This window comes from Bradyrhizobium manausense (assembly GCF_018129685.1).
In the GTDB taxonomy this organism is placed as follows: domain Bacteria; phylum Pseudomonadota; class Alphaproteobacteria; order Rhizobiales; family Xanthobacteraceae; genus Bradyrhizobium; species Bradyrhizobium manausense_D.
The window spans coordinates 99612-118330 of the sequence record NZ_JAFCLG010000019.1 but is presented as its reverse complement, the minus strand read 5'-3'; the positions used below and the strand labels follow the sequence as shown (position 1 = coordinate 118330).

The following is an 18719-nucleotide window of genomic DNA, read 5'->3' as shown; positions in this document are numbered from 1 at the left end:
ACCAACTGATTGTCCACGGTGTCCAGGCTCTCGCTGGTCTCCGTCAGAAACTCCCGCAACAGATCATCCATGAAAACGGCCTTGACTGAGCTGAACCTCGGTGCCTGCGCCGCGCTTGGAATCGGCGGAGGTCCGCTCCTAAATCGTTAGACAAGCCATTTCACAGTCCCGTTAATTTCATCCTCCGTCCTAATACGGATATTGAAGAGAAGTTTGCCGTTCGAGCACACTGGTCCGCGGTTTTCGGCAATTCCGTTGGGCGACGCGAGGCCGGACGCGCGACAGGTAAACGCACGGATAACGGCGCTGCGATGCGCGCAAAAAAAGCTTGCCGATCTCGGAGAGTTTGCACGGCTCGCGCGAATTGGATCAAATCACGCGCAATCGGCGATGACCACGCGCTCTCTCGCATCTGAAGCGCAGCATGCATGCAAGCCCCACACAGAGTGAACGAATGCTTACGCCGGCGGCCGCGAGCGTCGCGATCCCCTAACGCAGGCCGGCAGCCAAGGGACCCCTGCGGCAGGCGTCACGCTCGCTCAGGCATTTGTTGATGGTGGCGAGCAGGGCGTCAGGCGTGAACGGCTTGCGCAGGCAACGCGCGGCGCCAAGTTCGAGCGCCATGCGCAGGAAGTCAGGCGCCGAACCGTCGAGGTCCGCGAAGACGTAGCCGGACATCGCGATCAACGGCACGGTCGGCGCGATCTCGAGAAACACCCGGATCGATTCGAAGCCGCGCATGTGCGCCATGAATATGTCGACCAGCATCAGGTCGAAGTGGTGTCGCTCCAGTGCGCGGCGCCCGGCTTCTCCGCCCGAAGCAATCGTCACCTTGAAATTGCTTCGCTGAAGCGCGGCCTCGATGGCCATGCACATCATCGCGTCGTCGTCGACGACGAGAATATGGTGCTGGTCTGACGCCCCCGTTTGAGCTTTCGTTATCGGCGATTCAAGGATGGGAGCATGGGACACGCCGGTCTCCTGTGATCTGGATCGAAATATCGATTGGCGCGAGTAGGTATGACGGCGTGAGGGAATGCGAGCGCAGGGAACAGGATATCCGCGCCCGCAGGGCACCATGACGCCAAGCGGTCGATGAAGGCACGTGCGACGCGCGAAGCCTATGCAGTCCATTCCGAGAGCAACGGCTCCGGCTCATAAGGGTCCCTCTTGCCATTCCTTCCCGGTGGACGACGCTGGACCAGCTCGCCGGGCACGCGAACGAATCAGCGCGCAGTTCTTATTTCCGCCGCAAATGTGGCAGGCTGTCTGCCTCCCAACGGGTATATGGACAACAACACAACCATTACAATATTATTCTGAATTCGTACAACTGGATCACGAGTCATAAATCTCACGTCTCATCGATACTCATCGGCCTCATTGAACGCGCTGGATTGATCCCGCATGACCGCGAGCGGCTCAACGCCCAACCAGTTGCTGCGGATGCTCGACGCAACAAACTTCGAGCTGTTGCGGCCTCATCTCATCCCGGTTGAATTGGTCAGAGAGACTGTCTTGAGTGAAGCGGGATCGGCACTGCGACACGTGTTCTTCCCGCACCACGGAACTGTTTCGATCACCGTGGGCCTCACCGAAGGCCAGAACATCGAAGTGGCGATGCTTGGACGCGACAGTATCGTTGGCGGCGGCGCGGCGCTCGCCGACGGCATCGCGGCATCGGACGCCATCGTGCTGTTTTCCGGCACCGCATCCGCAGTGGAAATCCCGGCGTTTCGCAATATGGCTGCTGGGAGCGGCCCGTTCCGCAGCCTGGTCGTCAGGCATGAGCAAGCCCTGCTCGCACGTGCGCAGCAATCCCTGCTCTGCAACACGCTGCATTCTGTCGAGGCGCGGCTGGCGCGCTGGCTGCTGCGGGCCCGGGATCTCTCCGACACGGAAACCCTCGCACTGACGCAGGAGACTCTTGCTCAAATGATGGGCGTCCGGCGTAACGCCGTTTCGCTGGTCGCGCATGCGCTGCAACGCGCCGGTATTATCCGCTACAGCCGGGGCCAGATCGAGATCACCGATCTGCGCGCTCTCGAGGCTACCTCATGCGCGTGCCATTCGACCGTCAAGGCACACTGCACGCGCCTGCTGAAGCCACGGCCATGATGTGAGCGCTATCATCGCCGGTGGTCGTCCGGAATGCGCGCGAGGCGAGATCAAAATAGCGAAAGACCGAGACGATCCGTAATGTTCGCAATTGCCAACTTATCCTGCCGGCAACAAGATGGAACCCGATTGCACCCGAGAGGAATGAATTCATCACCGAGATTTATTTATTGACGAGACGGGAGGCAGCTTTGGAAACGATCGTACGGCCGTCCAACGGTTTCCTGTCGGCGCTGTCGACAGACGACTATGAATTGCTCCGTCCACATCTGCGCACGGTCGATCTGCCGCATGACGCCGTGCTGGTCGAGGCCGGCGAGACACTCAAGCGAGCTTATTTCCCACATCGCGGCGTGATCTCGCTGATCGTGAAACTCGCCAAGGGCGAGCATGTGCAGGTCGCCATGATCGGCCGCGACAGCCTGCTCGGAACACTCTCCACCATGGGGGATGCTTGCGCGCTGAACACCGCGGTCGTGCTGGTTCCCGGCGTCGCATCGGTGATGGACCTGGACCGGCTGCGCATGGCGGCCGAACATAGTTCCACCCTGCGAACGTTGCTGACGCGCCACGGGCTCGCGGTCTATGCGCAGGTTCAGCAGACCGCGGGCTGCAATGCGGCGCATCCGGTGGAGTCGCGGCTGTCCCGCTGCCTGCTGCACACCCATGATCTGTCGGGCGACTATCGGCTGCTGCTGACGCAGGAGGTCATGGCGCAAATGATCGGGGCACGGCGCAACAGCGTGTCGCTGGTCGCCAACACCTTGCAGCAGGCGAATTTCATCCACTACAGCCGCGGACAAATCCAGATCCTCAATCTGGACGGTCTGCGCCAGGCGGCGTGCGAATGCTACGCCACCGTCAAGGCGCAGTACGACCGGCTGCTCGGGCCCTGACGGCGCATGCATGGCATCGCATAGTAAAGCAAATGCTGACGGCGGCCTGCAAACACGGCGCATCTGGCGACCAGAACTGAAATCGGAGTGGCGTAGGCCTTCCCGGACGCCTCGCCGCGCCATGGCCGAGGCCCGCAACGGGAAACGGGACAATGATGACCGACGCCGCTTTCGCGCCCGCGCAGGGAGCGCCCGATACCGCAGCGCCGCGCGACCTTGATCCGCTGCGCGAGCCTGGCGCCTTCGACCTGCTGGTGCGCGAGATCGGCGAGGATGGCGCGAGCGAAGTGCGCGCGGTGTTCTGGAACGAGACCAGCGCGCGGCTCGAACTGTTTCGCAACCTCGCGCTCGACCAGCACCGGGCCAGGATCGCGCGCGACGCGCATTCGCTGAAGAGCACGGCCAGGACGTTCGGCTATGTCCGGCTCGCGAGGCTGGCCTTGCTGCTGGAAAGCACGGCCGACGCGCTCGAGGATGCCGAATTCGACGATCTGCTGCAGCGGATGGATACGGCCTTCGCTGCTGCCAAGGCACAGGAATCGCAGGATTAACGGTCCCGCAGCTGCCCCGCCGTACTTATACGGTTTCCAATTTTCACGGATGACTAATCATAGGTGGCGATAGTCGCCGGAAACCAGGAGGGTTTCCATGTTCACCTATGAGACTGCGGACCAGAAAGAGGTCCGTCGCTTCCGCATCGCCCAGTTCAACGGCCGGATGGCTACGGTGAAGGCGGGAGAGTCCACGGTGACGGGTTTCGTCCGCTCGGTGCTGGAGCAGGAATCGACCGTCCCGCCGCGCTGGACCATCACCATCATCCCGAGCGCACCGAAGGACGAGCCCAAGGCGCTGCGGCCCAATTCGCGCGTGCGCCCCTTCGCTGAAGATTATTTCTGAAGCGCGATCCGTCTGCCCGCGCGCCGCCGCAAAGCAACAGCCCTAATCGATAGAATGCAGCAGCGCTGCCCTGACGAGGTCGGCGGTGTTGCGCGCGCCGAGCTTGCGCATCGCTTCGGCCCGATGGCTCTCGAAAGTGCGCGGGCTGATCTGCATGCGCAGCGCACCCTGCTTGTTCGAAAATCCCTCGCTGATCAGCCGCAGCACCTCACGCTCGCGCTTGGTCAGTCGCTTGCCCGCCAGGCCCGACAGTTCGGAGGACTTCTCGCGCGGCGCAGGCAATGCGCGGCCGGCCTTCGACTCGGCATGCTCGGTCGTGGACGGCGTGGGCAGACCTGCCTTCTGCGTCCCGGCGAGCTGCTTCACGAGACCACAGACGCGCTCGGTCTGCGCCAGCGCATTCTCCACGACCTGCTGCAAATAGGCACGGTCCGCGGTTACAGGCGCGAGCTGATCGCTGTGATGCTTGATTTCGCCCATGTAGAGCAGCAACGCAGTGAGGGGGCCGTTGAGCTCGCGGGCGATGCCCGCCGCCATCTCGTCGGCCGCCTTGGCGCGGGCGGCATTCAGACGGGCGAGATCGAGCTCTTCAGGCGCAGACGCGCTGCTTTCGAACCATTCCGACGACCGCGAATCAGCAGCCGTATCGTTCTGTGACCCCATGTGACTCGTTTAGCGGAACCCGGGGCGTCCTGTAGTTAACTTTTTGCCCCGTAAGACTACGGTGATTTTGTCAGTTTTGTGCGGAAATACTGGCATCGGCACAATTTGTGCTTGCGCAGACCCGCTCCGGACCACGCCAGGGTGATGAATCCGCCCAAATCTCATGCAGGCACCCGAGTCATCCTTAACCAGAGGCGACTCGGCCGATCTCAGGGCCCTCTCATTTTACCGATATATTAACGGCGCCTTGCTTCTCTGTTCACAATTGAGAGCGCGCAAATGCCTCCATGCACCGGGCCGACGGGCTCGCTGGAAACGTTGCAAGAGACTGCGTGCCATGGACGAGATCGACCAACTCACGGAGTTCCTGCAGAAGCTGACGCCTTTGTCGCGTAGCTGTCTGCTCAGCGAACTCGAACGGCTCGAACTGTGCGGCATCGACATGCCGGGCTCGGCCAGCGTCCAGGCCAGGCTGCGCGCCGAATTTCGCAAGGACGGATCGACCCAGGCGCGCGCCGCCAATCCCTCCCGCTATTTCTTCGCACCGCTCGAACTGCTGCTGATCGACGGCGCGCCCGAGCACGCCAATGCGGGACGGATCTCGCGCAACACGCTCACCCCGATCTGGGAGTGGATCTGCCGCGACCTGCTGCCGACCATGGCGCGTGACTACGTCAAGGCGATCGACGACCAGGTCACGGCCAACAATCCCAAGGAACTGCTGAAGATCGCGACGATCTTTCAGGGCAAGGTCGTCAAGGTGCTCGAGAACACGCTGGCGTCAGCGGAGAGCACCGAGTTCGCGCGCGCCAAGCTCGCGCAATACACGGCCTCGCGCACCGCCTTCGACGACGTGAAGAAGATGCTGCAGGTTCTGCGCGCCGGCGACGCGCTGCCGAAGTTCAACGAGAAGCTACCCGAGACCATCACGAAATTCGACGACGGCCAGGTCGCGCAGATCACCGCCCAACTCGACGCTTTCAAGAAGACCAATCTCGATGCGCTGCCCTTTGCGCTTGCGCTGGTGGCGAGGCGCATGAAGACGTTCTGGCGGCTCATCTACCTTGCAACCAAGGCGGCTGCGAGCAAGAGCGCCGCCGAGGTCGCAGCGGCGCCCTATGCCTGCGTCGTTCCCATGGTGCTCGACAGGCTCGACGACAAGCGCCTAGCCCTGCGCATCGCACTCCGCCACAACCGGTTCCTCGTCGCGCGCGAGCTGCTCACCGAAATCTACGACGCCGAACATTCGCTCAAGCTTCGCATCGACGGCATCGAGAAATGCGAATGGGGCGTGCGGCTGCAGCAATTGATGGATGCGATTGCGGCGCTGGTGGCGGCCGAGGTCAGCCGCTTCCCCGCCAATGTCGGTCATATCCTGGGATCGCGGCGGCTGCGCAGCCAGGACTCGCTCGGCGGCAAGCTGAGCTATCTGGCCTGGAAGGGCCGCGACGCGGTCCAGGACGGCGCCGCGGCGTTTCGCAAATTGATCGGGGCGACGTGAGTCTTCCCCCGCTCTATTCGGGCGCGTTCGGCATGCACAGGAAGCGGTCGAGAAACCGCCCCGACATCACGATCCAGAACCACCAATAGATCAATCGCCGCGTCGTCATAGCTGTAATCCCTGACAGCCCATCACCGGCTCCGCCGATCAATAGCGCAGGCGCAGCAATCCTCGTGTGAGCTGCTTCACACTCGTCTTTCCGACGGACCGACGCGCGGTCGCAGAACCATGCTCACGCATATCGCCGCGCGAAGAACACGCAGACGACGACCAGGCCGGTCGCGGCGACCATGCTCCAGGCGACCGGCTCGCGCAGCAGGAAGCCTGCCAGTGCGAGCCCGAAGAACGGCTGCAGCTGCTGCAGCTGGCCGATGCGCGCGATGCCGCCGATCGCAAGGCCGCGATACCAGAAGATGAAACCGACGAACATGCTGAAGATCGAGACGTAAGCGAGCCCGATCCAGGCAGGCAGGCCGACGCCGCTCCAGGCGGACGGCCATGTCCAGACCATGACGGGCAGCATCAGCGGCAGCGCCAGCAGCAGCGCCCAGGAGATCACCTGCCAGCCGCCGAGCCGGCGTGACAGCGCGGCCCCCTCGGCATAGCCGAGCCCGCACAGCACGATGGCGGCCACCATCAAGAGATCGCCGGTGACCGACGCCGTGCCGTCATTCGACAGCGCGAAGACCGCAACGGTGGCGCTGCCGAGAATGGCGAACAGCCAGAACAGCGGCCGCGGCCGCTCGCCGCCGCGCAGCACGGCGAAGATCGCGGTCGACAGCGGCAACAGGCCGATGAAGACGATCGAATGCGCCGAGGTGATGTGCTGGAGCGCAAGCGCCGTCAGCAGGGGGAAGCCGACCACGACGCCGAGCGAGACGATGGCGAGCGAGGCGAGATCCTTCCGCTCCGGCCAGGCCTGGCGCAGCAGGCCGAGCACGGCCGCACCGATCAGCGCCGCGATGATGGCGCGCGCCGAGGTCAGGAACAGCGCCGAGAAGCCGCCGACCGCAACGCGCGTCGCCGGCAGCGAGCCGCTGAAGATGATGACGCCCAAAAGTCCGTTCGGCAGGCCATTGCCCCAGCCGCCGCCTGAAGAGTGCATGGTCGTCTCGCGTGTTGGATGGTATTTCGGGTTGGAATGAACCGCGTGCCGCCTACCGTCCAACGCCGGGGCTGCGAAAACAACCCCATGCACAGTAGAGGGGCGATGCAAAATCAATGACTTGCGGAAGGGGGGACAGGGCGTCTGCGCGGCGGGCTTGCTCCGCCTCTCCCGCGCGCGGGAGAGGCCGACGCGTCCCGGGCGATGCGAAGCATCGTCCCGAGCGCGGCGGGTGAGGGTTCTCACCACTGGGGGACATTCTCCGCAATTCTCGACAATCCCAATGCGGAGACAGCCCCCACCCCAGCCCTCTCAGCGCGAGCGCAGCTCGTCGCGCCCCGCAAGCGGGAGAGGGAGCCGACTGCCAATGCCGCCGCATCGTACGCACCATATGCGATTGCCCTGCGCTTGCGGGGGAGGGAGCGCGTCCTGTTGCGGCACATGCGCTAGTACCACGGCTCCTCGTACACCGGCTCGCCGTCGAGCAGCAGGCGCTTGATGGCGGCGCGGCCTGAGGGGAGCACGGCGGCGACGACGCGCAGCTTCTGCTCGTTGCGGGCCTGCTCGAGCTTGCCGCCCTCGCCTTCCGGCACGAAATAGCTTTCGAGACCGTACCTGATGGTGAGCGTGTCGCAGAACCTGCGCATGTCTGAACCGCAGGAATAGCTGACACGGCCGCGGATCAGCACGTCGGGCGCCGTGACCGCGACGGGCGCCGCATGCACGGAAACCGCCTGATAGAGGCCGTTTCCATCAGGCGCGAGCCTGACGAACACGATCGGATTACGCTCCGCGGACGGCTGGCCCGCGAGCGCACCGGCCGGCGGTTGCGAGATGTCGTAGCCGAGCGTGACATAGTCGCCGCGCAACAGATCGCGCGGATCGAGCGGCCGCGTCTGCAGGGTCACCTCGCGCCCTTCGCGCAGGATCTGCATGCGATCGGCGACCATCAGGATCAGCAGCGCGCATTGCACGAGGATGGCGACGCCGAACAGCACGGCTTTCGGAATGCGCTGCCAGACTTTTGCAAAGGTCTCGATCATCGCCCGGCCCTCGGCAGCGCGCGATTGAGCGCGCTGGCAAAGACGACGGCAATGATTCCTGCCAATGCGAGGAAGGCCGAACGCCTCAGCAGCGAGCCCTTCACCGCCCAGGTGATGCCGCCGATGACGCCGGCGATGCCGAGCCAGCCGGCCACGATGCGCGGACGCACGTCATCGAGCACGCCTGAGACGACGAGGCCCAGCATGGCGCAGAGCAGCGCGGCATAGGCGAACCAGGATTCGCCGGCGGCTTCAGCCGGCCAGATCGGCGCCGCGACCAGCACGAGGCCGATCGAACATGCGGCGAGAATCTCGCCGGTGCGCCGCGTGAGCCCGGCGGACAGAAGAGCCAGCACGACGCCCGCGACGCCGCACGTTACAGCCCATGGCGGCTGGCCCGCCAGCGCGGATGTGCGAAGGCGGAACAGATCGTCGACCGTCGTCACCTCCAGGAAGGCGACGACCGCGAGCGACAACGCGCCGTAGATCGACAGAACCGACCCGAGCCGCTGCGCCCGCGGCGATGGCGCGGCGGCGATGGCGAGCCCGGCGCCGAACAACAGGGCCGCCCCGTTCGCGAGGATGAAGGACGGCTGGGCACCATCGAGGTCGAGACGAAGCGAGGTTGCGATCCACCACGGAATGGCCGCGACCGCGACGAGATGGGCGGCGACGGAGGAATTCCACGCGAACGCGATCGCGGCGGCGATGAGCCAGAGCCCGACGAACGGGAGGTGAGGGCTGTCAGGCGCGTCATAGAGGCGCATGCAGGTCCAGATGCAGGCCGCCGCAAGGCCGACCGCGAGTGCGCCGCGCGAGCCGGTGAGCAGCGCCGCGGCGAAGGCGCCTGTCGACCACAGCAGCATGCCGCCGGCAAAATCGTCGCCGAGATGATACATCTGGCCGACCAGCGCGATACCCGCGCCGAAGATGATGGCGCCGATGCCGGCGCAGAGATCGGCAAGAACAGTGCGGCCGGTGGAGGCGAACCACGCACCGAGGCCGCCGGCGACGACCATGCCGGCCAGCAGGATCGCAAACCGCGCCAGCCGCGCGATCTCGGTCCAGTGCGCGGCGACAAAGGCGAGGAATGCGGCCGCAATCAACAGGCCGCCGACGATGCCGACGACCACTGATATGTTGATGCCCGCCGAGAGCGGCGGCAGCGCATGGCGGATGGAGCTGGCCGCCGCCGGCGCGATCACGCCATCGGCTTCCCATTGCGTGAGGTCAGCCTCGAGGCGCTGGCGGTAGGTCTTGTCGAACATCGTGGTGGATCACCTGACTGCCGGACGGCGGCGGACTATTGGTCGGACCGCGCCGGTGACAGGTTCAAGCTGGCACCGCTCTGGGAGGCTTTGATCGCCGGACAACAATAGGCTCGAAAACAACCCCATGCACAGCAGCCGAACGCCGGCAGAACAAGGGCTTACGCGGAGCGATTGCGGAAGTTCCGAAATTGCGTTGACTCGTCGGGCAAAACAGTGGCATGATGGCAACGTTGCAGAGTGTCTAACGCAAGATCCGCGATGCGGGGTCAAGTCGCCCGCACGTTATCGCTCTTTGCATTCAGATCGGCCAAATATTCGGAAACCGGCGTCACGCCCGTAAGCAGCAAGTGCTCGCGCGCCCGCGTACAGGCGACGTAGAGAAGTCGCCTTTCGGTTTCATAGATATCGTCGAGTTCTGCCTCGTCTGCGGCATCGGCAATACGCTCGTCGAGCGGCAGGACACCTTCATCGCAGGCCATCACGGCGACTGCACGAAACTCCAGACCTTTAGCCAAGCTCATTTGAGCGGTCACCATCTCGGCTGCGCCGGGTAAACCGTCAACCGCACCTCGCGCACGCACGACAAGCTCCGGCGTGCGAACAAAAAGGCCTATTTCATGAGCTGCGATTCCTTCGCTAAGCCAGCTTTCGATCGCCTCTCGGACAGCTTCGGCCTCCGCCGCAATGGTGGCGAACGATCTGACCTCGGGCGGGGGCCCATCGAACACAGAAATAATTCCACGGCGCTCATCGTCCAAGCCGTCGCTATCGCGCAGGACTGTCGGCAGAAGCCGGTCAGCGGCCCGACGAATCTGCTGCGAGGTACGGTAGCAAACCTTGAGGGTGTGCGATCGGCCTCGCACGTCGACGCCGAGGCTCGCCCACGAAAAAGGATGCTGGAAAATGCGCTGGCCGATGTCCCCGGACAGGAACAGGCCGTTTGGTCCCGCCGGAGCGAGCGCCGCGAAGAACCGCAGCTCCGCAGGGGCCAGGTCCTGAGCCTCGTCGATCACGATATAGTCGAATGGCTTGGACGCGCGGCCTTCGAGAGCCTCCGCCAGGCTGGTGAAAACGTTTGCCCAGGTCGTATAGCGCTCCGCCGCCAGCACCTCGCGGACCGCCGCGAAGACGGGCCAAAGGCGCGCGCGCTGATTGGGGCCCAGCCGGCTCTTGCGGCCCATTCGCTCGACGGTCGAATAGGCTTCGAGCGAAGACAGGCCCCAAGCGTCAACGACGTTGGTCCATTCGGACAGCAGGAAGCGTTCCGAGAAGCCTTTGAGCCCGGTCGTGGCAGCGGCGGCACGCAGCCGCTCGCGCAGGACGACGTCGGATGCAATGCGCGGGCGCACCCCGTGTTCGAGCTGATACATCTGCTCGGCAATCCCGCGAAACGACGCGGTCGTGATCCGGGGCACGACGCCGCCCGTCTCAGGGGCAAGCACCAGGAGTTTCTTCGCCAATGCATCGGCCAAAGGCTGCGAAAAGCTCGCCACGAGTATTTTGGCTGCTGGATTCTCGCGGGCGAGCCGCACCGCGCGATGGATCGCAACGATGGTCTTGCCGGTTCCCGCTGATCCCGCCACGCGAGCCGGCCCCGAGAAGGAACGTTCGACCAACGAACGTTGCGACGGGTGAAGGAAGACGCCCCATTTCTCCCACGGAAAGGCCAGCGCCAGCTCCAGCTCCTCCTGATCTGCGATCGGGCGGATGCGGCGCAGCGCGTCGGGATGTTTGAAGGGATCGGCAGTCGGCGGAGCCGGCAGCGCCAACCTTCCGGTCGTAGCGAATTCGAGCAGCGCTTCGGAGGCCTCGGCGGGCAGATGAGCCGCCAGCGTGAAGAAACCGTCTTCATCGGCGGCGCGGACGTCGGCCAGCCAATCAGCGGGCACGCCGACCGAGAGGAGCGCATTGTCATCCAGTGACGAAAACAACGCGGGCTTGATCGTATCGTTCTTGGCAGGCTCGGGAAACACAAAATCAAATGTCGCCGGCGGCGCGACCTCCGCCACCTGCTCGCGGACTTCAACAATCTGGATCGCGCCGGTCCGGGGATGCGCCTCGATCCGCCGCCGTTCCGCCCAGGCATAGGCGGCGTCGTGATGATCGACATAGGCGACGAGCAGACTTTCGGCCGTTTTATGAACGATCAACCGGATATCGCGATTGACCCGTGCCGACCAAAAATTCGGGTCCTTGCTCTTGTCGATCCGATGCAACTGGAGACCGTTGCCGGTGCGATCCATCTGCAGGTCGAAGACGCTCGCCTTCACCGCCTTCTGGTCCACGCCGGAGAGACGATTGAACGAGGCGGTGAATGTGTCGGCGATGAGGAAGTTCATTAGACCCCGTTCACTCGCACAATGCGAACAGGCACCTCAAGTCGCTTCGCAAGCGCCTGCAACTCACTCGGTAAACCTACCTCGCTTACCAGAACGACTTCACACTCTGCATATTCAGCGTCGAAACCTGATTGAGCGATCATCACCGCTCTATATTTTACGCACTGATAGATGCCGCGAAGTAAGTCTGGCCTTCCGGAGCGGATGGACTTGACTTCCACACCGATGCGTCTCGCTCCATCAACAAACTCAACATCCAACTCATCTCCCGAAAGAAGACGCCGCTCGATAGCTCCGGTTGGCGACCTCAACCCCAAACGCAAACAAGCCGGGTTCCCGAGCACGTAGTCCTTCAGAAACTTGTGCTCCCGCGATTCTGGCAATCCGCCGTAGCGCGGATTATCGCCCTGTCCATCTTCTTCGAAGCTATCCGTCGTCGGCTCTAACGCCTCAGGGGCCCGCGAGAATGAACGCTGAAAGAGTTGGTCCCAACCTTTGTAACTCCAAACCTCATTTAATGCCGTCTGTACCAACTCCTTACGCTGTTTTGGACTGATCCGGCCGCTTATGTTGAATCGATTTCGGAGATAATGATCTGCGCCTACGCCGGGCTGATCGCTGTCACCGCGGACCACCAACACGTTGAGGAGAGGCGCTTCCGGATCGATCGATAGCAGATGGTCCATCAGCGGGCCTGCGACCGACCCCATTTGGCGCGGATTCACGCTCGACTTGCTGAGCTTCAATTCCAAACGTTTGGCCACGTTGCCGTAGGTCACCAGATCGCCTGTTTTGGCAGCGGAGATGAGCAACTCCATTGTAGGAGCAAGGCCATCTGTCTGCAGTTCTTCAAGCGTGTAACCTGCCATTTTACACTCCGAAAACCTTCATCACCTCGTCGCCGAAGTGATTGATGACCTTCACTGCAATGCGGCGACCCGCGGGCCGCGGGAACGGGCGCGAGGTGTCGGAGTAGAGCGTTGCCCAGGCATCTTCGTCGATCTCGGCCTGGAGTGCAGTCTTCAGGCTCTTGTAGGGATCGTTCGCGCCGAGAAAATAGGCATGGCGGACGAAGAAGCTTTCTTCGTTATAGTCGGTATCAATGAACCACGCGGCGATACCCTTGGTGTCGTTGGAGCGGATATCTCCGGTGTTGGGATCAAACACGTCGACGCCATGCACCTTCACCCGGATTTCGGGCCCGCCGTCATCGAGGATTTCTACGTCGGGCTCGCCGAACACGACGAACATGTTGCCGCGACCGGTGTTCTTCAATTCGTCCGACATGTGCATGTCGGGATTGATACGCGCCTTCAGAATCTTGAGGCTGCCGAGGCTGCCAAGCTCGGAGGAATGTGCGTCGAAATTGAAGGCACAGGCGATCAGCACATCGAAGCGCGCATCGACAGCTTCGCGCGCAGCTGCAACGATGTCCTGGCGGCCGACTGTGCCGTATTCTGGGCCGATCAGAATTGCGGCGCGGCGTTCGGGGCCGTTATCGCCTTCGATGAACGTGCCGCTGGCACCGATGAAATTACCCGGCCACGGTGTCAGGCTCTCGAAAATGATGCGGTCACCCTTAGCCTGCTGCTTGACGCCCTCAGATTTGAGATAGTCAATCACAATGGCCGCGAAATCGTGACCGGCAAGATCGGCGTCGACGGCAGAGCGCTTGCCCTCCTCGGCGTCGAGCAGGTCGATCAGTTCCTCCTCGCTGGCTGGAAGCACACGATGCGGCGACAGGCTCTCGACCGTAAACGGACCTGCGACGCGAACGCGGGAAGCGTCTGTGTAGGGCTTGTCGTAGAGATATTCGACATCGGCACGCGCGGCGATACTGGCGTCGATCTCACGTTGCCGCGCGATCCGTGCCTCCCACCATTTGGCATGCGGTCCTACGGCGGAAGCCGGCGTGCCGGCGGGCAGCTCGCGCGGTACCTGCCATTCTTCCCATTTCCTTTCAGTTGCCTGATTGAGGGTGGCGCGCAGCGGCTCGAGCACTAACTGCCATTTTTCCCAGATGTCATCTATTAGTGGGTTGTTGGCGATCGACTTCAGCATGATGTGCGGCACGCGTTCATAGACGAACCCTTGACGGATATCGTTGTGAACCGGTGTTTCGGCAGGCGCTTTCTGGGTAAGCTCAGCTTCCTTGGCGCGGCCATCGCGGCTGTCGGCGAGCAGATACCAAGGGTATCGTGTCGCCATAAGCCTGGTGCGTGCTAACGCCAGAGCGACACGGCTGGTATCGATAGTGATCCAGCGACGGCCCCATTGTTCAGCAACATAAGCGGTTGTGCCCGAACCACAGGTTGGAATCTAGTACAAGGTCGCCGGGATCTGTCGCCATGAGGATGCAGCGTTGCACCACCTTTATGTTCGTCTGGACTGCGTACACTTTTTCGGTCGTAAATGACCCAGTGCCGACGTCCGTCCACACGTCGTTAATTGGCGCGACGTTAAAGTCGGTTAGCTGGCGTTGGAATTGCAAAGACTTATTCGCTGTCAAGTAAAGACGGCTCGCCTCTTTGAGCCGCCTCATTCCAATTTCATTGGTTTTCCATCCGCCTTTACCTGGGCCAATCTGCAGGCCACGGTACTCCACCTTGAATGTCGCACTTTCCGGCGAACTCTGACTCGTCAGATTATCTGGCCGAAAAAGATACTCTCCTTCGGCTAAGGGATGCTCGCCGGTCAATTCGGCTGGACTTGCTGCACGATCAAGGCCGTCCGGTGAGATTACTCTTCGATATAGATAGGCAGTCTGCATATCAGACTTCTCAAAGTAGAGCTGCCTATACTTGACTACCGACTTAGATCGAGCGTACCAGAGTACAAAATCGTGGACTCCAGCAAGAGTAACCGTCCCTCCGCTCGGGCTTCCTGCGCCGCTTGTTGTTTTGAGAACGATCTCGCTTACAAAGTTCTCTGCGCCGAACACCTCATCCAGAACCGCACGCACTCGGTGCACATTTTCATCACTGATCTGCACGAAAACTGAACCGCTCTCGGTCAAGAGATCGCGCATCGCAGTCAGACGGTCGCGGAGGTACGTCAGGTAGCTGTGGATGCCGTCTTTCCAGGTATCGCGAAAGGCTTTCACTTGCTCTGGCTCGCGGCTGATATCCGCCTGCTTGCCGTCCTTGACGTCGCGCGACTGGGTCGAGACCTGCCAGTTCGAGTTGAACTTGATGCCGTAAGGCGGATCGAAATAGATGCACTGCACCTTACCTTTCAGGCTCTCCCGCTCGGCGAGGCTCGCCATGACTTGCAGGCTGTCGCCCAGGATCATGCGGTTAGACCAATGTCCATCGTGCTTGTAGAATCCGTCCTCGACCCAGTCTTTCGGCAGCCCATTGAAATCAGCAAACATGTCCGGCGCTTCAGTTTGCGCCTCACGCGTCTCGGCAGTGCGACGCCTGAGATCGGCAATGATTGCCTGCGGCTGTATCTTTTCCTGGATGTAAAGCGGCGGCACGTTGACGACGAGATCGGACCAGTCCTGCCTGTCCTTGCCGCGCCAGACTAGTTGCGCGTCCGACAGCGTCAGCGTGCCGGTCTCGGCCAGCTCCTTCATCTGGTCTTTTGTGATGGTGATCTTCGCGCCGTTCCAGATCAGCTCGGGCGTGCGCGGCTCCTCGGCGGTACGCGTCTTGCCCTCGGCCAGCGGGCGAGTACGCGGATAGTGCTTGGGCGGCATCGGGGAAGCATCTTCGTCACGCCGGAAGAAGCTCTCCATTTCCGCGGTCGGAATGTTGCGGCGGCTCGCGGCGGCGTGCTTGAGCGCATCGACTTGCTTGGACGATTTGTTGGGCGATTTCGGCGAACGGGCCATCAGGCAGGAACCTTTTTCATCAGTCGGTTGACCAGTGCGGCGAAGTCCTCATCCATCGCTGCCCAGTCGCGAAATTCGGCGAACGCCCACCGTCCAAAGCCACCGAGCGCATTGACGCCCGGTACCCAGAGATCGCGCGTGGTCTGCGCTTTGGCCTTGTCGCTTTCGTCCCTGACACCCTTGACTTCGAGGATCAGGTTCAGCGGCTCATCATCGCCGATATCGAGCCGGACGAGAAAATCGGGCACGTAGCGCCGCATGACGCCGGCGTCGAGATAGGGGATGTCGAAACCCATCGCCTGATTCTTGGCGTATGCAACCACGCGGGGATTGTTTTCAAGGGTCAGCGCGAGCTGTTCTTCCCAACTTGAGTCGAGCACGACATGGCTGATCTGGCACTTGGGCGGCTGTGCCCCCGTCTTCCATACCGGCTTCGACGTGATGAAGTTGACGAAGCGGGTCGATCCCTTGGGGTTGTAGGGATCGAGCACTGCCAGGAGTCGGCCCTCGCTGCCGCGCGTCAGGGCGATGTTGATCTTTTCCGCGGCGCGGGCAAGCTGGTCCTGATAGAGGATCGCACCGATCGGCACGCCTCGCGTGACGAGATAGCCCTCGTCGAGCCATTTCCGGGCGATCCGCTGGATCTGTGGAAAGAGGTGCTGTTTAGGGAAGCCCTCGTCGTCAAGGAATTGGGTGTAGAGCAGGTTCTTGGCCAGATTGAAACTGATCTCGGAAGGCCGCAACCGCTCCAGCACCTGCGGCGTGATCGTCACACCCGCGCCGACGATGCCCTCCATCACCACGGACGTCGGGCCGATGTCGAGTGGCGTGATCTCGAGCCGGCTGTCGGGGGTGAACTTGGCTTCCAGTTTGTCCGACGGCAAGTCACGGCGGTAACCGCTCACACGGGGGAAAGCGATTTCAAGCTCGCTTCTCTCCTTGATCGCGTAGACACGCGTGACAGGCTTCGGCGCGGTCGGGGTTGCCTTTTGCGGGGACGAGGCGAAGTCGAAGGGGATGCCCATGATGTCGGCATATTCGACGTCGAACAGTCCGGTCTTGGGATTGAGATCGTAGGACTGACGACGCAGACCGCGGCCGATGACCTGTTCGCACAAAAGTTGGGTGCCGAAGGCGCGAACACCGAGAATGTGAGTCACGGTATTGGTGTCCCACCCTTCGGTCAGCATCGAAACCGAGACGACACAGCGAATCTGTTCGCCAAGCCGGCCAACGCGGCCGACCGTGTTCATGACCTCGCGCAACAGCTCGCTTTCGCTCTCCTCGCCCTGTGAGCCCGCGCCCTCACGATTCCTGCGCTCGCGCCGGAACAGTTCGATCTCCGGCCCCGCGGCCTCTCGAAAACCCTTGTCCAGGGCATCGCCGGATTCGATCTGGCGCGAGTCGATCAGAAGCGTGCGCGGGCGGGCAAAGCGGGCGCCTTGATCGTCGTAGTTTCGAAACAGCTTCAGATTACCGGGCTGGAATCCCGCGCGCTCGCCCGCGTCAGCGTCGCCGCGCTCGAAACCGGCGATCCATTCGAACACCAGCTTGGAGATCGCAGTATTCTGGCACACGACAATGAACACCGGCGGCACGCCGATGACGGCGCGCTCCCAACGGTCGAACTCGCCTTCGTAATGGCTGTAGAGCGCGTTGAGCGCGGTTTGCAACATGTTGGGCAGCTGGAGGGAGCTCAACTTGCTGGCGCCTGCGGCAGTCTTCGGCAGGCTTTTGCCAATGTGTTTCCACAGATCGCGATAGACGACCGTATCGGTCTGCACCAGATTGTCGGTCACAGGCACGCGCGGCAGCTTGACGATGCCGCTTTCGATGGCGTCCATCAGGCTGAAATCAGATACGACCCACGGGAAGAGATAGCCTTCAGGATAACCCGAGCCGCGCAGGAAGAAAGGAGTGGCGGAGAGATCATAGACGGCCCGCACGCCCTTCGACAATTTCCGGCCCAGCGCCTCGATTCCGTTGATCCAGAGCCTTGCGGCTTCCTCGTTCTCCGCAGCCTCCTTCTTGTCATCACCGGTCAAAGGGCCTTCGGAATCGTCACCAACCTTGTGACGATAGCAATGATGCGCCTCGTCGTTGATCACATTGACGCGGTCGTAGTTCAGCAGCTTGCCACACGCCCTGTCGAGCATCTCCGCATCGGTTTCGGTGGTCTTGATCGGCTCGGGCGCATTGCCCTGAAGGAAGCTGCGCGCAACCTTGGGCAACGGCAAAGTCTCACGGTGCTGGAACGCGTGGTAGTTGGTGATGACGATCTCGGCGCGGCGGACTTCCGGCAGCATCTCAGGCGGCACGATCTCCCGGGTCTCATAATAATTGTCCGGCTCGCTCGGCAACAGCACGCGCAGACGGTCGCGGATGGTAATACCCGGAACGATGATCAGGAACGCGCGGGAGAAATCCTTCGAGTCCTTGCGGGCCGCGTTCACCGCCTGCCAGGCGATCAGCATCGCCATCACGGTCGTCTTGCCGCTGCCGGTCGCCATCTTCATTGCCAGACGAAACAGTTCCGGATTGGCTTCGGCGTTGGCCTTGGCAAGCTGATCGAGCAGGCCCTTTGTCGCCGCACGTTTCGGCGCGACTTCCGTCAGCCAAATGATGGTTTCGACCGCTTCCACCTGACAGAAGAACGGCGTCGGGCCATTGAATTTGTGATGGCGCCAGTGTTCGAGCAGCCGCTGCGTCACTCCGGTCACGCCCCAGTCGGCCGGATTGCGCAACTGTCGCCAGCTGTCGAGATAGCCGCGGATCTCGTTGATCAGCGCATTTTCGGTATAGGTCTCCAGATCGAGCGAGGCTTGGTCGCTCGCCACTTTTTTCCGCGAAGCCGGAACGGGCACAATGAAGCGGGACGGCCGCCGCCCACGCCTCGGTTCGCCTTCGAGAGGCTGGCCGTTGTCGTCCAAGGGATGGTGCAGTTCCGGCGCCCGGTACGGCGAGTTCAGAATCGGCCGATCGTAAAAACTACTCAATTTCCTTGGTCCGCCCCGAAATTATCACGGCCCTGCAGGATGCACGCAATTCGAG

At 62.2% G+C, this 18719-nt stretch carries 15 protein-coding genes; 5 read left to right on the top strand and 10 right to left on the bottom strand.

Annotation, left to right across the window (positions count from 1 at the left end; all coding sequences use genetic code 11):
- Nucleotides 1–489 precede the first annotated feature (489 nt).
- Nucleotides 490–942: a response regulator gene (locus JQ621_RS29410; protein WP_312015455.1), complete on the bottom strand. Its 453-nt coding sequence runs from the start codon at nucleotides 940–942 to the stop codon at nucleotides 490–492.
- A gap of 465 nt (nucleotides 943–1407) precedes the next feature.
- On the opposite strand from JQ621_RS29410, the gene JQ621_RS29405 reads away from it, so the two are divergent.
- The 4 genes from JQ621_RS29405 to JQ621_RS29390 all read left to right on the top strand — a co-directional run bounded on the left by JQ621_RS29405 (nucleotide 1408) and on the right by JQ621_RS29390 (nucleotide 3911).
- Complete coding sequence (locus JQ621_RS29405; RefSeq protein ID WP_212240118.1) at nucleotides 1408–2118, top strand: Crp/Fnr family transcriptional regulator; 711 nt, start codon at nucleotides 1408–1410, stop codon at nucleotides 2116–2118.
- Nucleotides 2119–2309: 191 nt separating this feature from the next.
- A complete protein-coding gene (locus JQ621_RS29400) occupies nucleotides 2310–3014 on the top strand; it encodes a Crp/Fnr family transcriptional regulator (protein WP_212240116.1) in 705 nt (234 codons plus the stop codon).
- Nucleotides 3015–3169: 155 nt separating this feature from the next.
- Complete coding sequence (locus tag JQ621_RS29395; RefSeq protein ID WP_212240130.1) at nucleotides 3170–3565, top strand: Hpt domain-containing protein; 396 nt, start codon at nucleotides 3170–3172, stop codon at nucleotides 3563–3565.
- Nucleotides 3566–3662: 97 nt separating this feature from the next.
- The gene (locus tag JQ621_RS29390) at nucleotides 3663–3911 is read left to right on the top strand and encodes a hypothetical protein (protein ID WP_212240114.1); all 249 of its coding nucleotides are present in this window, start codon (nucleotides 3663–3665) and stop codon (nucleotides 3909–3911) included.
- A 42-nt stretch (nucleotides 3912–3953) separates the two neighbouring features.
- Here JQ621_RS29390 and JQ621_RS29385 read toward each other — a convergent pair whose 3' ends face one another.
- A complete protein-coding gene (locus JQ621_RS29385; RefSeq protein WP_212240112.1) occupies nucleotides 3954–4574 on the bottom strand; it encodes a LuxR C-terminal-related transcriptional regulator in 621 nt (206 codons plus the stop codon).
- A gap of 337 nt (nucleotides 4575–4911) precedes the next feature.
- On the opposite strand from JQ621_RS29385, the gene JQ621_RS29380 reads away from it, so the two are divergent.
- Nucleotides 4912–6075: a hypothetical protein gene (locus tag JQ621_RS29380; protein WP_212240110.1), complete on the top strand. Its 1164-nt coding sequence runs from the start codon at nucleotides 4912–4914 to the stop codon at nucleotides 6073–6075.
- A gap of 232 nt (nucleotides 6076–6307) precedes the next feature.
- Here JQ621_RS29380 and JQ621_RS29375 read toward each other — a convergent pair whose 3' ends face one another.
- The 8 genes from JQ621_RS29375 to JQ621_RS29345 form a co-directional block, all read right to left on the bottom strand.
- Nucleotides 6308–7180: a DMT family transporter gene (locus tag JQ621_RS29375; protein ID WP_212240109.1), complete on the bottom strand. Its 873-nt coding sequence runs from the start codon at nucleotides 7178–7180 to the stop codon at nucleotides 6308–6310.
- Nucleotides 7181–7626: 446 nt separating this feature from the next.
- Nucleotides 7627–8223 (bottom strand): GDYXXLXY domain-containing protein, encoded by a 597-nt coding sequence (locus JQ621_RS29370; protein ID WP_212240107.1) that lies wholly within the window; start codon nucleotides 8221–8223, stop codon nucleotides 7627–7629.
- Nucleotides 8220–9491: a DUF2157 domain-containing protein gene (locus tag JQ621_RS29365; RefSeq protein ID WP_212240106.1), complete on the bottom strand. Its 1272-nt coding sequence runs from the start codon at nucleotides 9489–9491 to the stop codon at nucleotides 8220–8222. Before JQ621_RS29365 ends, JQ621_RS29370 begins: the two co-directional genes overlap by 4 nt.
- 269 nt (nucleotides 9492–9760) lie before the next feature.
- A complete protein-coding gene (locus JQ621_RS29360) occupies nucleotides 9761–11833 on the bottom strand; it encodes a UvrD-helicase domain-containing protein (RefSeq protein WP_212240104.1) in 2073 nt (690 codons plus the stop codon).
- On the bottom strand, nucleotides 11833–12702 hold the full coding sequence (locus JQ621_RS29355) for a hypothetical protein (protein ID WP_212240102.1): 870 nt from the start codon (nucleotides 12700–12702) through the stop codon (nucleotides 11833–11835). The genes JQ621_RS29360 and JQ621_RS29355 overlap by 1 nt, the downstream gene beginning before the upstream one ends.
- A gap of 1 nt (nucleotide 12703) precedes the next feature.
- On the bottom strand, nucleotides 12704–14041 hold the full coding sequence (locus JQ621_RS35610) for a hypothetical protein (RefSeq protein ID WP_249125649.1): 1338 nt from the start codon (nucleotides 14039–14041) through the stop codon (nucleotides 12704–12706).
- 70 nt (nucleotides 14042–14111) lie between these two features.
- Nucleotides 14112–15668, bottom strand: coding sequence for a site-specific DNA-methyltransferase (locus JQ621_RS35605; RefSeq protein ID WP_249125648.1), 1557 nt, complete (start codon nucleotides 15666–15668; stop codon nucleotides 14112–14114).
- A complete protein-coding gene (locus tag JQ621_RS29345) occupies nucleotides 15668–18664 on the bottom strand; it encodes a BPTD_3080 family restriction endonuclease (RefSeq protein WP_212240100.1) in 2997 nt (998 codons plus the stop codon). The genes JQ621_RS35605 and JQ621_RS29345 overlap by 1 nt, the downstream gene beginning before the upstream one ends.
- Between the last annotated feature and the right edge of the window lie 55 nt (nucleotides 18665–18719).

What these genes read in the sequence shown, in the direction of transcription:
- JQ621_RS29360 (WP_212240104.1), bottom strand. Translation starts at nt 11,833, where the DNA reads ATGAACTTCCTCATCGCCGACACATTCACCGCCTCGTTCAATCGTCTC.
- JQ621_RS29385 (WP_212240112.1), bottom strand. Translation starts at nt 4,574, where the DNA reads ATGGGGTCACAGAACGATACGGCTGCTGATTCGCGGTCGTCGGAATGG.
- JQ621_RS29375 (WP_212240109.1), bottom strand. Translation starts at nt 7,180, where the DNA reads ATGCACTCTTCAGGCGGCGGCTGGGGCAATGGCCTGCCGAACGGACTT.
- JQ621_RS29370 (WP_212240107.1), bottom strand. Translation starts at nt 8,223, where the DNA reads ATGATCGAGACCTTTGCAAAAGTCTGGCAGCGCATTCCGAAAGCCGTG.
- JQ621_RS29390 (WP_212240114.1), top strand. Translation starts at nt 3,663, where the DNA reads ATGTTCACCTATGAGACTGCGGACCAGAAAGAGGTCCGTCGCTTCCGC.
- JQ621_RS35605 (WP_249125648.1), bottom strand. Translation starts at nt 15,668, where the DNA reads ATGGCCCGTTCGCCGAAATCGCCCAACAAATCGTCCAAGCAAGTCGAT.
- JQ621_RS29355 (WP_212240102.1), bottom strand. Translation starts at nt 12,702, where the DNA reads ATGGCAGGTTACACGCTTGAAGAACTGCAGACAGATGGCCTTGCTCCT.
- JQ621_RS29365 (WP_212240106.1), bottom strand. Translation starts at nt 9,491, where the DNA reads ATGTTCGACAAGACCTACCGCCAGCGCCTCGAGGCTGACCTCACGCAA.
- JQ621_RS35610 (WP_249125649.1), bottom strand. Translation starts at nt 14,041, where the DNA reads ATGGCGACACGATACCCTTGGTATCTGCTCGCCGACAGCCGCGATGGC.
- JQ621_RS29380 (WP_212240110.1), top strand. Translation starts at nt 4,912, where the DNA reads ATGGACGAGATCGACCAACTCACGGAGTTCCTGCAGAAGCTGACGCCT.
- JQ621_RS29395 (WP_212240130.1), top strand. Translation starts at nt 3,170, where the DNA reads ATGACCGACGCCGCTTTCGCGCCCGCGCAGGGAGCGCCCGATACCGCA.
- JQ621_RS29405 (WP_212240118.1), top strand. Translation starts at nt 1,408, where the DNA reads ATGACCGCGAGCGGCTCAACGCCCAACCAGTTGCTGCGGATGCTCGAC.